The sequence below is a fragment of the Pelagibacterium luteolum genome, assembly GCF_900100665.1.
Lineage (GTDB): Bacteria > Pseudomonadota > Alphaproteobacteria > Rhizobiales > Devosiaceae > Pelagibacterium > Pelagibacterium luteolum.
The window spans coordinates 61,896-75,676 of the sequence record NZ_FNCS01000002.1 but is presented as its reverse complement, the minus strand read 5'-3'; the positions used below and the strand labels follow the sequence as shown (position 1 = coordinate 75,676).

General features: G+C 60.8%; 12 protein-coding genes. 2 read left to right on the top strand and 10 right to left on the bottom strand.

Going from position 1 to position 13,781, the window contains the following annotated elements; all coding sequences use genetic code 11:
- Positions 1 to 103 precede the first annotated feature (103 nt).
- The 5 genes from BLR31_RS04300 to mctS form a co-directional block, all read right to left on the bottom strand.
- Positions 104 to 1,711, bottom strand: coding sequence for an ABC transporter ATP-binding protein (locus BLR31_RS04300; protein ID WP_090593636.1), 1,608 nt, complete (start codon positions 1,709 to 1,711; stop codon positions 104 to 106).
- Positions 1,712 to 1,715: 4 nt separating this feature from the next.
- Positions 1,716 to 2,810: an ABC transporter permease gene (locus BLR31_RS04295; RefSeq protein WP_176762505.1), complete on the bottom strand. Its 1,095-nt coding sequence runs from the start codon at positions 2,808 to 2,810 to the stop codon at positions 1,716 to 1,718.
- 1 nt (position 2,811) lies between these two features.
- Complete coding sequence (locus BLR31_RS04290; protein WP_090592397.1) at positions 2,812 to 3,942, bottom strand: microcin C ABC transporter permease YejB; 1,131 nt, start codon at positions 3,940 to 3,942, stop codon at positions 2,812 to 2,814.
- Between the two features lie 96 nt (positions 3,943 to 4,038).
- A complete protein-coding gene (gene mctR, locus BLR31_RS04285; protein WP_090592394.1) occupies positions 4,039 to 4,668 on the bottom strand; it encodes a two-component system response regulator MctR in 630 nt (209 codons plus the stop codon).
- Between the two features lie 2 nt (positions 4,669 to 4,670).
- Positions 4,671 to 6,047, bottom strand: a complete 1,377-nt coding sequence (mctS, locus tag BLR31_RS04280; RefSeq protein ID WP_090592391.1) for a two-component system sensor histidine kinase MctS — start codon at positions 6,045 to 6,047, stop codon at positions 4,671 to 4,673.
- Positions 6,048 to 6,316: 269 nt separating this feature from the next.
- Here mctS and BLR31_RS04275 point away from each other — a divergent pair, with 269 nt between their 5' ends.
- Positions 6,317 to 7,420 carry a TRAP transporter substrate-binding protein gene (locus BLR31_RS04275; protein ID WP_090592387.1) on the top strand — a complete coding sequence of 368 codons (1,104 nt, stop codon included), beginning with the start codon at positions 6,317 to 6,319 and terminating at the stop codon, positions 7,418 to 7,420.
- Positions 7,421 to 7,506: 86 nt separating this feature from the next.
- Here BLR31_RS04275 and BLR31_RS04270 read toward each other — a convergent pair whose 3' ends face one another.
- The 5 genes from BLR31_RS04270 to BLR31_RS04250 form a co-directional block, all read right to left on the bottom strand.
- Positions 7,507 to 7,770 (bottom strand): YdeI/OmpD-associated family protein, encoded by a 264-nt coding sequence (locus BLR31_RS04270; protein WP_090593632.1) that lies wholly within the window; start codon positions 7,768 to 7,770, stop codon positions 7,507 to 7,509.
- 172 nt (positions 7,771 to 7,942) lie between these two features.
- On the bottom strand, positions 7,943 to 9,328 hold the full coding sequence (locus BLR31_RS04265) for a TRAP transporter large permease (RefSeq protein WP_090592382.1): 1,386 nt from the start codon (positions 9,326 to 9,328) through the stop codon (positions 7,943 to 7,945).
- Positions 9,321 to 9,890: a TRAP transporter small permease subunit gene (locus tag BLR31_RS04260; RefSeq protein WP_090592379.1), complete on the bottom strand. Its 570-nt coding sequence runs from the start codon at positions 9,888 to 9,890 to the stop codon at positions 9,321 to 9,323. Before BLR31_RS04260 ends, BLR31_RS04265 begins: the two co-directional genes overlap by 8 nt.
- Before the next feature lie 129 nt (positions 9,891 to 10,019).
- Positions 10,020 to 10,730, bottom strand: coding sequence for a phosphatase PAP2 family protein (locus BLR31_RS04255; protein ID WP_090592375.1), 711 nt, complete (start codon positions 10,728 to 10,730; stop codon positions 10,020 to 10,022).
- A gap of 2 nt (positions 10,731 to 10,732) precedes the next feature.
- Positions 10,733 to 11,563: a DUF1206 domain-containing protein gene (locus tag BLR31_RS04250; RefSeq protein ID WP_176762504.1), complete on the bottom strand. Its 831-nt coding sequence runs from the start codon at positions 11,561 to 11,563 to the stop codon at positions 10,733 to 10,735.
- Positions 11,564 to 11,849: 286 nt separating this feature from the next.
- On the opposite strand from BLR31_RS04250, the gene BLR31_RS04245 reads away from it, so the two are divergent.
- A complete protein-coding gene (locus BLR31_RS04245) occupies positions 11,850 to 13,766 on the top strand; it encodes a diguanylate cyclase (protein WP_176762503.1) in 1,917 nt (638 codons plus the stop codon).
- The last annotated feature ends 15 nt before the right edge of the window (positions 13,767 to 13,781 follow it).

Below are 13,781 nucleotides of genomic sequence, written 5' to 3'. Positions count from 1 at the left end.
GGGGGCACGGAGGTAGGGGGTTAGCGGTTGCCAGCAGCCAGTTTGTAACCCCCAGGATTTATTCCCAAGGCCCGGCGCGGCCCGAGCCGCAAGCCGTTGACCCTCAGCCGACACCATCTTCCAGCGCCGCCGCCAGAAGGGTTTGCGTGTAGGGGTGCTGCGGATCGCTGAACAAGGTCTCGGTCGGCCCGCGCTCGACGATCTTGCCGTGCTGCATCACCGCCACCTCATTGGCGATGGCCCGCACCACCTTGAGATTGTGCGAAATAAACACGTAGCTCAGCCCACGCCGGGCCTGCAGATCGCGCAGGAGTTTGACGATCTGCGCCTGCACGCTCATGTCGAGTGCCGATGTCGGCTCATCGAGAATGAGAAATTTCGGCTCCAGCACCAGCGCCCGCGCGATCGCGATCCTCTGGCGCTGGCCACCGGAAAACTCATGCGGATAGCGATTATGCATCGCTCCATCCAGCCCGACCTCGCCCAGCACCGCTTCGACCTTTCCGGTCCGCTCAGCTTCGCTCAAGCGCGGAAAATGAACCAGCAGCCCCTCGGCGATGATGTCGCCTATAGTCATCCGCGGTGACAGCGATCCAAAGGGGTCCTGGAACACCACCTGCATATCGGCGCGGTAGGGCCGCATGTCGCGAAAGCTCTTGCCCTGCAAATCGGAGCCCAGAAAAACGATCCGCCCCCGGGACGACGTCAGCCGCAACATCGCGAGCCCCAGTGTCGTCTTGCCTGACCCCGATTCGCCGACAACGCCCAGCGTTTCACCTGCGCCAACGCTCAGGTCCACGCCATCCACGGCCCTGATGTGCCCGACGGTGCGTTTGAGCAGCCCGCGCTTGATCGGAAACCACACCTTCAGATCATCGACGGCCATCACGGCCCGGCCAGTTCCCGTCGGCGGCGGTGGCGTCTCGCTCAATTCGCTCGAGAGCAATTGCTTTGTGTAGGCGTGCTGCGGATCGGCAAATAGCGTCGCCGTATCCGCCCGCTCGACGATCTCGCCGCCGCGCATGACGCACACCCGGTCCGCCATGCGTCTGACGATCCCCAGATCATGGGTGATGAACAGCATGGCCATCCCCATCTCGCGCTGGAGCTTTTTCAGAAGATCCAGGATTTGCGCCTGAACCGTAACATCGAGCGCGGTAGTCGGTTCATCGGCGATCAAAAGATCGGGCTCGCAGGCCAGCGCCATGGCGATCATCACCCGCTGGCGCTGCCCGCCCGACAATTGGTGCGGAAATGAAGCCAACCGCGTCTCCGGATCGGCGATCCCGACAGCATGGAGCAATTCGAGCACCCGCGTGCGCGCCGCCACCCGCCCCATCCCCAGGTGCGTCGACAGCACCTCGCTGATCTGCCGCTCGATCGTATGGAGCGGGTTGAGCGAGGTCATCGGCTCCTGAAAGATCATCGAGATGGTGCGACCCCGCACCTTACGCAGCGCCTTTTCGTCGGCCCTGAGCAAATCCTGTCCCTGATAGACGATTTCGCCGGCCGGATGCATGGCTGACGGGTAGGGCAGCAGTCTGAGCACTGACAGCGCCGTCACCGATTTGCCCGAACCCGACTCCCCGACCAGCGCCACGGTCTCACCCTTGGCAATATCGAAGCTCACCGATTTGACGGCATCGACGCGACGGTCCTGCATCTGGAACGTGACGTCGAGGTTGCGGATGGAGAGGAGGGGCTCGGTCATCGCCTCACCCGAACGTCTTGCGCGGATCGAAGGCATCGCGCACCGCCTCGCCCGCAAACACCAGAAGGCTCAGCATCACCGAAATCACCATGAACCCCGTCAGCCCCAGCCATGGCGCCTGCAGATTGTTCTTGCCCTGCGCCAGCAGTTCGCCCAGCGACGGCGACCCCGGCGGTAACCCGAACCCAAGAAAATCGAGCGAAGTCAGCGTCGTGATCGACCCGCCGAGAATAAACGGCATAAACGTCACCGTCGCCACCATGGCGTTGGGCAGAAGGTGCCGAAACATGATCGTCCGGTTGCCGACGCCCAGTGCCCGCGCCGCGTTGACGTACTCGAAATTCCGCCCGCGCAAAAATTCCGCCCGCACCACGCCCACCAGCGCCACCCAGGAGAACAGCAGCAATATCCCCAGCAGCACCCAGAAACTGGGTGCGATAACGCTCGAGATAATCAGCAGCAGATAGAGCGAGGGAATCGAGGTCCAGATTTCGATGAACCGCTGAAACAGCAAATCCGTCCAGCCGCCGAAATAGCCTTGCACCGCCCCCGCCACCACGCCAACAACCGACGAGAGCACAGTCAGCGTCAGCCCGAACAGCACCGAAATCCGGAACCCATAGATTAGCCGCGCCAAGACGTCTCGTCCCTGATCGTCGGTACCGAGCACGTGCATGTTGCCCAGCACGCATGAGGGATCCTCGACCCCCTGGGCATAGCGCACGCAGTTTTCCTCGCGGCTCATCAGCCAGCTCGGCGGCGTCGGCGCGGGGCGGGGCAGGGCGGTATCCACCGAGCGATGGGAATAGCGAAACAGCGGCCAGATCATCCAGCCGTTCTCTTCGATCTCACGCTGGATCGCGCCCGAGCGGTACTGCGTCACCGCCAGGAACCCACCAAACTTGGTCTCGGGATAATCGACCACCACAGGAAACAGCACCTCGCCCTTGTAGTAGGCGATGAGCGGCTTGTCGTTGCTGATCGCCTCGGCAAATAGGCTCAGTAGCACCAGCACGAGAAACAGCCAGAACGAGACGAACCCGCGCCTGTTGCGCTTGAAATTGTCCAGCCGCCGCCGGTTGATCGCCGAGAGCGCCACGCTAGACCTCCCGCTTTTCGAAATCGATGCGGGGGTCGATCCACATATAGGTGAGGTCCGACAGAAGGCTGAGGATCAGCCCGAACAGCGAGAAAATGTAGAGCGTGGCAAACACCATAGGATAGTCGCGCGTCACGATCGACTGGAAGCCCAGCAGCCCCAGACCATCGAGCGAAAAGATCGTCTCGATCAAAAGCGAACCGCCGAAAAACGCCCCGATAAACGCACCCGGAAACCCGGCAATGATGATCAGCATCGCGTTGCGGAACACGTGCCGGTACAGCACCCGATTTTCGCTCAATCCCTTGGCGCGCGCGGTGGTCACATACTGCTTGCGGATTTCATCGAGAAACGAGTTCTTGGTTAAAAGCGTCGTTGTCGCGAACGCCCCGATCGCCATCGAGATAATCGGCAGCGTCAGATGCCAGGCATAGTCGAGAATCTGTTGATACCACGGCATCGACGCGAAGTTCGACGAGGTCAGCCCTCGCAGCGGAAACAGCGACCAGAAGCTACCGCCGGCAAAGAGGACAATCAGCAGGATCGCAAACAGAAATCCCGGGATCGCATAGCCGATGATGACCACCCCCGAGGTCCACACGTCGAATTTCGACCCGTCCCGCACCGCTTTGGCAATCCCCAGCGGAATGGAAATCCCATAGGAGATCAGCGTCATCCACAGCCCGAGGGAGATCGAGACCGGCATTTTCTCGAGCACCAGATCGATCACCGAGATGTCGCGATAATAGGACTGCCCGAAATCGAACCGCAGATAATCCCAGATCATCGAAAAGAACCGCTCGACCGGCGGCCGGTCGAAGCCGTACTGCGCCTCGAGCTGGGCGATAAATTGCGGCGACAACCCCCGCGCCCCGCGATAGGCCGATTGCACCTCGCCGCCAGCATTCGATGAACTGGCGCCGGAGGTGTCGATCCCGCTCTGTCCGGTAAAGTCACCGCCCGACGACCCGGTGATCCGAGACAGCGCCGAAACATCGGTACCCGAAAACCGCGCAATCGCCTGCTCGACCGGCCCGCCCGGCGCAAACTGGATGACGAGAAACGAAACCACCATGATCCCGAACACCGTGGGGATCATCAACAAAAGGCGTCGCAGGATATAGGCGGCCATCAAGCGTCCGGGTTCAACGAGTCACTGCGCCAGAGCATGTAGACTTTGTCGTCGATGTCCAAGCGGATTATGCGAACCGCCGGTCACGATCGCGCGCTAATTCCCGATCAGCCCATTCTCGATAGCATACCGCGTCAGCCCGGCCGTTGTCGGGATGCCGAGCTTTTTCTTGATGTTCTTGCGGTGGGTTTCGACTGTCCGTGCAGAAATATCGAGCGTTGCCGCCACGTCCTTGTTGGATTTGCCCCCCGCTATCAAAAGCAGAATGGCTTGCTCGCGCGTCGTCAGTGCCTTGGTCTTGGCCGATTTGTCGCCGCGCTCCAGCAACACGTCCGACACTCCGGTCGAAAAGAACGTGCCGCCTGCAGCGACCGTATCGATCGCCCTGATGATTTCCTCGGTCGACACATCCTTGAGGATGTAGCCCGAGGCGCCATACATCACCGATGTGGAAATATACTCGCGACTATCGTGCATCGAGAGCATCAGAAGCTTGGTCGACGGACACTGCTCCTTGAACAATTCGATAGCATCCAAACCGTTTAGCTCGGGCATGTTGATGTCCATCAACACGACGTCCGGCGCAGTCGTGCGAGCAATCTCCAGCGCCGCAAGTGCCGAGGGCGCGGCGCCGACCACGGCGATATGGTCGTACGTCTCGAGGATAGCTTTGAGCCCATCGAGCACGAGAGGATGATTGTCCACGAGCAGTACCTTGATCGTCATGGTCACGCGACCTCCTGCAATCGTGCGGTGCGGGTAAACACGGTCTTGGGCAATATGGCGCGCAGTGTCGTCCCCTGTGGAGAGGTTTCGACCAGCATCTTTCCCCCGAAATGGGCCATGCGCTCCTGCATGTTGCGCAGCCCCAGCCCGCCGCGACTTCGCCCGTCACGGGCAAACCCCTTGCCATTGTCGGTAATAACCATCTGCACCCGCCCATGCGGGCTCGATAGGGCGATCGTTACTGCGGTCGCCTTGGCGTGCCGGTCGATATTGTTGAGCGCTTCCTGCGCCACGCGGTAGAGTGCTGTCCGGGCCTCGGGCAACAGCATGTTCTTGAACGCAACGGCTTCAAGGGTGACGGCAATCCCGGTGCGCTCGGCAAAATTGTGGGTCAGCGCCTCCAGCGCCGCCGAAAGCCCCAGATCGTCCAGTGCCCCTGGGCGCAAATCATGGCTCAAGCGTCGTACTTCCTTGATTGCGCCATTGAGCGCATCGGCGCCCTTTCCGATGGCCTCGGGCGCGCCCTCCGCACCGCTTTCGACCTTTCGTCGCGCCAGATCGATCGTGTAGCGCACCCCGATCAGGATCTGGCTGATCCCGTCATGAAGTTCGCGGGCGATGCGTGAGCGTTCCTCTTCCTGAGTATCGATGATCCGCTGGGTCAAATCCTTGAGCTTGTGGTCGGCCATGCGCCGCTCATGCTGATTGAGGATCATCCAGGTCCCGAACACCAGGAGCACCGCGGGGACGGCGATAAGCATGACGGTAAAGAAGGTGGAGCTGATCGAATTGCGCAGATCCTCCTGCGCGGCGGCGGTCTGCGCATAGACGTCGTCGAGATAGACCCCGGTCCCCAGCATCCATTCCCACTTATCCAGCCCGACCGCAAACGAGAGCTTTTCTGCGATCGTCCCCGCTGAAGGCTTCTCCCATAGATATTGGTGCAGCCCGCCACCCTCCTTGGCCTTTTCGATCAGATTGTAGATCACCCGATTGCCGGTCGGATCTTCGAGCTCCAGCCAGTTCTGCCCCGGACGATAGGTCTGGCGGGGGTGGACGACATTGACCCCGTCATAGTCATAGACGAAGAAATACCCATCCTCGCCATAGTCGAGCGCATTGAGGATAGAGCGCACCTCTTCCTTTGCCGCCTCATCGTCAGGCCCGGCTGCGGAATACACATCGTCGATGGCCGACAGCGCCAGATTGGTGAGGTTGAGCAATTCGTCCTGCTTGGCCTGCAACATGTTGCGTTCGAACGTGTCGATGCTCGTCCGCGCCAGGCTCGTCGACTGCCACGTCACCAGCCAAGTGATCGCCGCGATGGCGAGCACGAGCGGAACGATGGACAGCGCAAGAATCTTGTGCCGCAACTGCATGGCCGATGTCTCCTCCCAAGCCGCCCAATACAGCAGGCGACAGGCGATTGTAGCAATTTCCGGGCGCGTTCTTTATCATCGACTGCGTAGTAGTGGGTAGCCTTTGGCGATAATTCGGCAAGGGCCGGGAACTGTCCCCTCGACAGCGCATCGCTCTTGGCCTTCTGCTTGGCCGGCGCTTCGAAGATGCGCTCAACGGTGGCGGCTCTCGAAGCGTAGCTCAAACCGTTTCTATCCGGCGCAAACTGGCGCCATTGGGAGGAAAATTGATGAAAAGACGCGACTTCTTCTTGAAGGCGGGTGCGGCCACTGCTGGCGCCGCTGCTGCCGCTACAACGCTGGCCGCTCCGGCCATCGCCCAGGGCAATATCACCTGGCGCATGGTCACCACATGGCCGCAGAATTTCCCCGGCCTCGGCGTCGGCGCCCAGCGCCTTGCCGACCGCATCACCGCCGCTTCGGGCGGTCGTCTGACCGTTCAGGTTTACGCCGCGGGTGAAATGGTCCCCGGCCTCCAGGCCCTTGATGCCGTTATCGACGGCTCGGCCGAAATGAGCCATGGCGCTGCCTATTACTGGCAGAACAAGTCCATGGGCCTTTCGTTCTACACCGGTGTTCCGTTCGGCATGACCAACCGCGAACTCGCGGCCTGGGTGCGCCACATGGGCGGACAGCAGCTTTGGGACGAAATCTATGACGGTTTCGGCGTCCAGGGCTTCCTGTCGGGTGATACCGGCACGCAGGCCGGCGGCTGGTTCCGCAACGAGTTGACCGGCGTCGCCGATATTCAGGGCCTTCGCTTCCGCACACCCGGCCTTGGTGGTCAGGTGTGGGAAAAGCTCGGCGCCTCGGTGACCAACCTTGCCGCCGGGGACATCTTCCCCGCGCTCCAGAACGGCACGTTGGACGCCGCCGAATTCGTCGGCCCCTATAACGATCTGGCCCTCGGCTTCTACCAGATTGCCAAGAACTACTACTTCCCGAGCTTCATCGAGCCTGGTCTGGCCACCGAACTCGTCGTCGACAAGGCCAAGTATCAGGCCCTTCCGCAGGACCTGCAGGACCTCGTCCGGTTCGTCTGCCAGGCCGAATACGACGAAGTGGCATCCGACTTCGCCGCCAACGACCCGCGCGCGCTCCAGACGCTCGTTAATGACCATGGCGTGACGGTGCGTCAGTTCCCTGATGAAATCATGGAAGCCGGTGCCGTAGCCGCCAAGGAAATCCTCACCGATATCCGCGACAATGGCGACGACCTCACCAAGCGCGTTGCCGAAAGCTACGTCGAAGCCTTCAACATCGTCCGGCAGAAGACCGACGGCACCGACTCGCTCTACCTGCGCGCCCGCGAGCAGTATTTCACGCTCGAATAGGCCCGTACGGATACCAACAATCGAAAGGCCCGAACTCCGGTTCGGGCCTTTTTTGTGACCTGCCAAAACGCGGCAGAGTAATGCGATCAGCTTTTGTCGGGGCCGCTCCGCGTTCCGCTCCATGCCATACCCATATACACGCCGCCCGCCTCCAGCTCGTCGAGCATTTGCGCGAGATGCTTGTCCTTGGTGTCCTGGCGCTTCACCTTGTTGATCCAGAGCAGATAGTCGTTTCGCTGGTAGGGCGGACGGGCGTTGTACGCATCCCACAGACCGCGCGCATGCAGCGCCTCCCGAACGAAGTCTGGCATCGATTCGCGTTTGCGTAAGGGGCGCAGGGCAGGGCTCATCGTGGCATTCTCCATCGAAATAAGCGCATAGCATGCCGCCTGTGCCTGACATGAGATGGCAGCAGCAAATGCGGTATTAGAATGCCGCCATCCCGATCGCGTCAATCGATCGCGCGCAAAAAAAGGGCCCGCCGAACGGATCGACGGGCCCTCTGCCGTAATTGGCGTGATGTCACATGACCGAGGGCAGCCAGGTGATTAATTGCGGGAAGATGAACAATATCGTTATCGCCACCACTTGCAGTGCAACGAACGGCACTGCCCCCTTGTAGATCATCCCCGTTGTCACCCTGCTTGGCGCTACCCCGCGCAGGTAGAACAGCGAGAAGCCGAAGGGCGGCGTCATGAAGCTGGTCTGCAGGTTCACGCCCACCATCACGCCCAGCCAGATCGGATCCACGCCCAGCGCGAGCAGGATCGGAGCGGTAATCGGGATGATGATGAAGATGATCTCGAAGGTGTCGAGAATGAACCCGAGCACGAACATGATCAGCATCACGACGATCATCGCCCCGATAGCGCCCCCCGGCAGATTGGCCAGGAATTCGTGCACAAGATTGTCGCCGCCCATGACGCGGAAGACGATCGAGAACACCGATGCGCCGAACAGAATGATGAAGATCATCGAGGTGATGGTTGCGGTGGCCATGGCCGCGTCGCGGAACACCTTGAACGACAACCGCCAGCGTAGTGCCGCGAGGATGGTGGCACCGACAGCACCCACCGAGCCCGCCTCCGTCGGGGTGGCAATGCCGGTAAGGATCGAGCCGAGCACCAAAAGGATCAGGACCAGCGGCGGCAGGAGGGCAACCGCAACCTCCTTGAGAATGCCCTTGCGCTCATCTTCGCTCATCGGCGTCGCCGGGCAGCTTTCCGGGTCGGTGATCGCCTTGAAGATCATCCAGCAGATGTAGAGTGCCACAAGCAGCATGCCCGGGATGAACGCCCCGGCGAACAGGTCACCCACAGTCACGGGTGTCGGCGCGAAATTGCCCTGCGCCATCTGCACCTGAGCGTTGATCGAGGTCAGCATGTCGCCCATGAAGATCAGAACCGTAGATGGCGGAATGATCTGCCCCAGCGTGCCCGAGGCGCAGATAACGCCCGAAGCCAGCTTTGGATCGTATTTCGCCCGCAGCATTGCCGGGAGCGAGATCAGCCCCATCGTCACGACCGTCGCGCCCACCACGCCGGTCGAGGCGGCCAGAAGTGCGCCCACCACGATGACCGATATGCCCAGTCCGCCGCGCAAATTGCCGAACAGCTTCCCCATGGTGAGCAGCAATTGCTCGGCGATCTTGGATTTCTCCAACATCACGCCCATGAAGATGAACAGCGGCACCGCGACCAGCACTTCATTGGTCATGAACCCGATATACCGGCCCATGAGATTGCCCATGTTCGAGAAGTCGAACACGCCGAGGAAGTAGCCGACGGCGCCAAAGATCAGCGAGGTACCGGCCAGCGTGAACGCCACCGGAAAGCCCAGCATCAGGAACCCGATAACGCCGAAAAACAGCAGACCAGAGAGGATTTCCCCAATCAGAACGCTAGACATTGGGCATCTCCTCGTCGGTATCGAGCTTGTAGCGATAGGGTTCGGCGAGGAGGTCTTCCTTGCCGCTCAGGACGAGGATCGAACGCCCGATCATCGCCAGTCCCTGCAGCGTGACGAGGACGGTAAAAACGAGAATGAAGGATTTCAGGACGAACAGTCCCGGCATGCCGCCGATATTCTGGGATGCCTCATAAAAGCTCCAGGAGCGCTGGACGTATATCCAGCCCCAGTTCCAGACGACATACATGAACGGCAGAAGGAAAATGACGACGCCCACGAGGTCGGCTATGGCCTTCCTGCGAACGCTGGCGGGTCGATAGAAAATGTCCACCCGCACATGATCGTCGCGGAACAGCGCGAAGCCGGCCACGGCGGTGAACATCGCGCCGCTGAGCCAGACATAGAGATCCTGCATCCACAAAATCGTCGTGTTGAAGAAATAGCGTTGAACAACGACGGCAAAGCAGACCACCACAACGGCGACGGCCAGCCAGGAAAACACATTGCCAATGATCCGGTTCAGGCTGCCAATCGCCTGAACCGCTAACGCGAGCGCGCGCATTTGCTCCTCCCACAGGAGTTATAGTTTTGCGACTGTATCGCTAGTGCGCGCCTTGGCAAACTGCAACGCGCCATTGGGGCGCCAAACCCCCAATCGCGCCGTTTAGCCCGTAAAACTGGGTAAGTGTCGTTAAATGATTCCGCGCCGCTGCAGAAAAGCGGCAATGGCACTCCAAGCCAGCGCCCAGGCCGAGCCCAGCGCCCATCCCGCCACCACGTCACTGGGATAGTGAACCCCCAAAAACACCCGGCTCACCCCGACACCGAGCGTCAGAATGATCGCTACGGCGAAAAAGAACACCCGCAACCGCCAACTGTCCACGATCCGCGCGAGAAGCGCCCCCAGCGTCAGAAACGTCACGGCCGTGAGCATGGCGTGCCCACTGGGAAAGCTGTTGGTCATCTCCGCATAGAACGTATCGAATTCAGGCCGTTGCCGCGAAAAGCCTAGCTTGAGAGTATTTGACAGAATCGCGCCGCTGATGGTTGAGACAACGATCAGGATCGCTCCGCGCCGTTCGTTGACCATCAGCAGCACCGCCACCACGATGGTGACGATGAGAGCCAGTATGGTCCCGCTGCCGAGCGCCGTGATATCGCGCACCGCCTCGTGCAGATAGGGCGGGCCGATAACTTGGGTCGGATCTCCCGGAACGCGAAACAGGTTCATGATCGCCATGTCCGCTTCGAGCGTGTCGCCCTCCATCACGTCATCGGCGATGTCGATGAAAAAGAAAATCAGAAGGCTCGACAGCCCGACGGCCAGCAGCATCAGGTATTCGGCGGTGATGAACCGGCGCACCTGATCCACATCGACTTTCTTGAGCGCCGTTCTGAACATGTCTATCGTCCGTTGGGTATCATTTGCTTGACGTCTTCGGCATCGGGCGCATCCATCCGCCGATACAGCGCCTGCACGATAGAGTACCCGCCATAAGCCGCAAGCCCCGCCGCGGCCATGCCGTAGAATACGGCGCCATAGGGTTGGCTGCGCAGCCAGTCCAGCGCATCGCGCAAACCGCCGGTGTCTTCGGGCGAAACCGTGATCCCGGCATAAACGATCAGCCCACCGATCACGACGAACAAGGCGCCACGGGCGATCAGCCCGAACTGGCTCACCGGATCGAGCACGGCCTTCTTGTCGGCGGGAATAACGATCCGCCCTTCATAATCCTTGACTGCGCCGCGATAGATCTGTCCCAGACCTGCGCCAACGAAGATCAACCCGACAATACCGACGAGCCAGGGCCCGAATGGCTGTGCCATCACCATGGCAATGATGGAAGTCTGGTCCGACCCACCGCCGGACCCTCCGCCCTGGATGGCCAGACCAGCGGCCGTCATAACGAGAAAACTGTTCGCCACGGCGCTGAAGAACTGGCCCAGTCGCGTCACGATCCCCATGGTGTCATTATCGTGGTCGTCGGCATTGAGCACCGATTGCGCGAGACGCCAAAGCACGTATCCCGCAAGGCCCAGGGCAATCAGCCCCAGAATGATGCGCCCCATGGGCGCGCCCAGCAGTGATGAAAGTGCGTCCTCGGGCGTGTCCTCGCCTTGTCCACCCGAAATCACTGACGACAGGGAGAGGCCGCCCAAAAGGATGTTGACGATGCCCTTGGCCCAATAGCCGGCGCGCGCCAGACGTTCGAAATGTCCTTCGGATTTTTGCACTATGTAATCCCCATGCCCATGCCGAAAACCGGCTTGCAACACAAAGTCGCCGTCAACCGAAATGTTCCCGCACCGGGCGTAGCGACACGGTGTCCAGCATTCGATCCTTCGCATTAACCCCGTTTGCATCCAGAAAGGTGTAGGGCATAGTTCGTTGGGGCGCAGAACAGTTCGCGCATTTGCAGCACGCTGAGAGCTATGGCACTAGGCTGGCGCGACCGAACCAGAATAGGGAGTCCATTGGGCGCATAGCCGAATGGCCCTATGTAAGGATTTAGAGAAGCGCGTGACGGCTACATGGCATGAGTTAGTCGCCAACCTGGCGGTGGTCGCACTTTTTGCGGCAATCTGGTTCCAGCTTACCGATTGGCTGGACGATCAGCCACGGGCGTTACGCAAGCTTGCCGTTGGTGGTCTCGCCGGCGTTGGCGCCATCGGCACCATGTTCATGGCAGTCGAAGTCGCGCCGGGCGTCTTCTTTGATCTGCGCGCGGGCATCATTTCGGTCGCCGCATTCTTTGCCGGACCCGTTTCCGGGATCATCGCCGCAGCTATCGCCATAACCTATCGGGTCCTCGAAGGGGGCTCAGGTGTCTATGCCGGCGTCTTCTACATTTCCGCTGCGGTTCTCATAGGCTGGGCGATGCGCGTGGGGGCCCGCTCGCCCACCCCATCGAGCATCTGGCTCGTCAATCTCGCTCTCGCGACATCCGTTGTGGTTCTGGCAACAGCGCTCCTTTTGCGCACCTCGGTCGACGATGCGGTCATTCGCGAGTTCATGCCGCCCACGACGCTACTGAGCTTTGTCGCCACGCTGATCATGGGGCTGGCGATTCGAAAGGGCCGCATGGTGGTGCGCGAGCGCCGCATCCTCGCCGCCGCGCTCGCCCAGACGCCTGAGTTCATTTACGTGAAGGATGCCTCCAGCCGCTTTATCGCCGCCAATCATGCAGTGGCGCGCCACAACGGATTTACCGATCCACGGCAGATGATCGGCCTTACCGATCGTGACATTACCGACAAGGAGCATGCCGACAGGCTGCTGGCGCAGGAACAGCAGATCATCGAAACCGGCCAACCCACACTCGATGTGGAAGAGGAAGAGGTCGATGATTACGGTGAAAAGCGTTGCTTCCGCTCATCCAAGGTTCCTGTGCGAGACCGCGACGGCCACGTCATGGGCCTTGCCGGCGTGACCGTGGAGACGACCCACCTCAAACGACTTGAAACGGAGTTGATCGAGAGTCGCGACAGGCTGTCCCTCGCCCTCAGCGAAATGAGCGACGGCCTCGCTGTTTTCGATTCGATGGGCTATCTCGTCTTTTGCAACGAGCAGTATCGGTCGAATTTCCCGCTCTCCGCTCATGTCCGCGTGCCCGGCGTCCACGTCAATGAGATCTTGCGCGAATGCGCTCGCACCGGGGAGCAGGTCGATGTGCCCCAGGACGATGTTGAGGGCTGGGCCGAGCGCGTCGGCAGTCTTTTGCGTATTCCCAACGTTGTCACCGTCGAGTTGTTCGATGGCCGTTTCGTCCAGATCCGCAATCGTCCCGCGCCCAATGACAGCTCAATTGTCATGGTCACCGACGTGACCGACCTGAAACTCGCCGAAAAGGCGCTGATAGAAGCCAATGCCGACCTGTCGCGGCAGGCATCCACCGACGCGCTCACCGGGCTCGCCAATCGCCGCGTATTCGACGAGACGCTGGCGCGCGACATGGCCCGCTGCGGCCGGGCAGGGACCCCGCTCAGCCTTATCCTGCTCGATGTCGACCACTTCAAGCGCTACAACGACACCTATGGTCACCAGGCGGGCGACGAATGCCTCGTCATGGTCGCCGACGCGATCAAGGGGGGACTGCACCGCCCCGCCGATCTTGCCGCCCGCTATGGTGGGGAGGAGTTCGCCGTCATTTTGCCCGAAACCGATAGCGAAGGGGCGGCTGCCGTTGCGGAACGGATCCGCCAGGCGATTACCGCCGCCAGCATCGTGCGCATCGGCAGCATCGGCACCAGGATCACCGCCAGCCTGGGCGTCGCCGAATACAATCTCGACACTGCGCTTGCTACGCCCGCCGACCTGATCCGCGACGCCGACGCCGCCCTCTACGCTGCCAAAACCAACGGTCGCGACCGCGTCGTCGTCGATAAGGTAGATAATCCCCGCCATCGCCTCGTCGTCAACAACAAGCCCGGCGGGTAGGGGTAGCAACTCCTG

What these genes read in the sequence shown, in the direction of transcription:
- mctS (WP_090592391.1), bottom strand. Translation starts at nt 6,047, where the DNA reads ATGCAGTTGCGGCACAAGATTCTTGCGCTGTCCATCGTTCCGCTCGTG.
- BLR31_RS04260 (WP_090592379.1), bottom strand. Translation starts at nt 9,890, where the DNA reads ATGCGCGCGCTCGCGTTAGCGGTTCAGGCGATTGGCAGCCTGAACCGG.
- BLR31_RS04275 (WP_090592387.1), top strand. Translation starts at nt 6,317, where the DNA reads ATGAAAAGACGCGACTTCTTCTTGAAGGCGGGTGCGGCCACTGCTGGC.
- BLR31_RS04300 (WP_090593636.1), bottom strand. Translation starts at nt 1,711, where the DNA reads ATGACCGAGCCCCTCCTCTCCATCCGCAACCTCGACGTCACGTTCCAG.
- BLR31_RS04290 (WP_090592397.1), bottom strand. Translation starts at nt 3,942, where the DNA reads ATGGCCGCCTATATCCTGCGACGCCTTTTGTTGATGATCCCCACGGTG.
- BLR31_RS04265 (WP_090592382.1), bottom strand. Translation starts at nt 9,328, where the DNA reads ATGTCTAGCGTTCTGATTGGGGAAATCCTCTCTGGTCTGCTGTTTTTC.
- BLR31_RS04270 (WP_090593632.1), bottom strand. Translation starts at nt 7,770, where the DNA reads ATGAGCCCTGCCCTGCGCCCCTTACGCAAACGCGAATCGATGCCAGAC.
- BLR31_RS04255 (WP_090592375.1), bottom strand. Translation starts at nt 10,730, where the DNA reads ATGTTCAGAACGGCGCTCAAGAAAGTCGATGTGGATCAGGTGCGCCGG.
- mctR (WP_090592394.1), bottom strand. Translation starts at nt 4,668, where the DNA reads ATGACGATCAAGGTACTGCTCGTGGACAATCATCCTCTCGTGCTCGAT.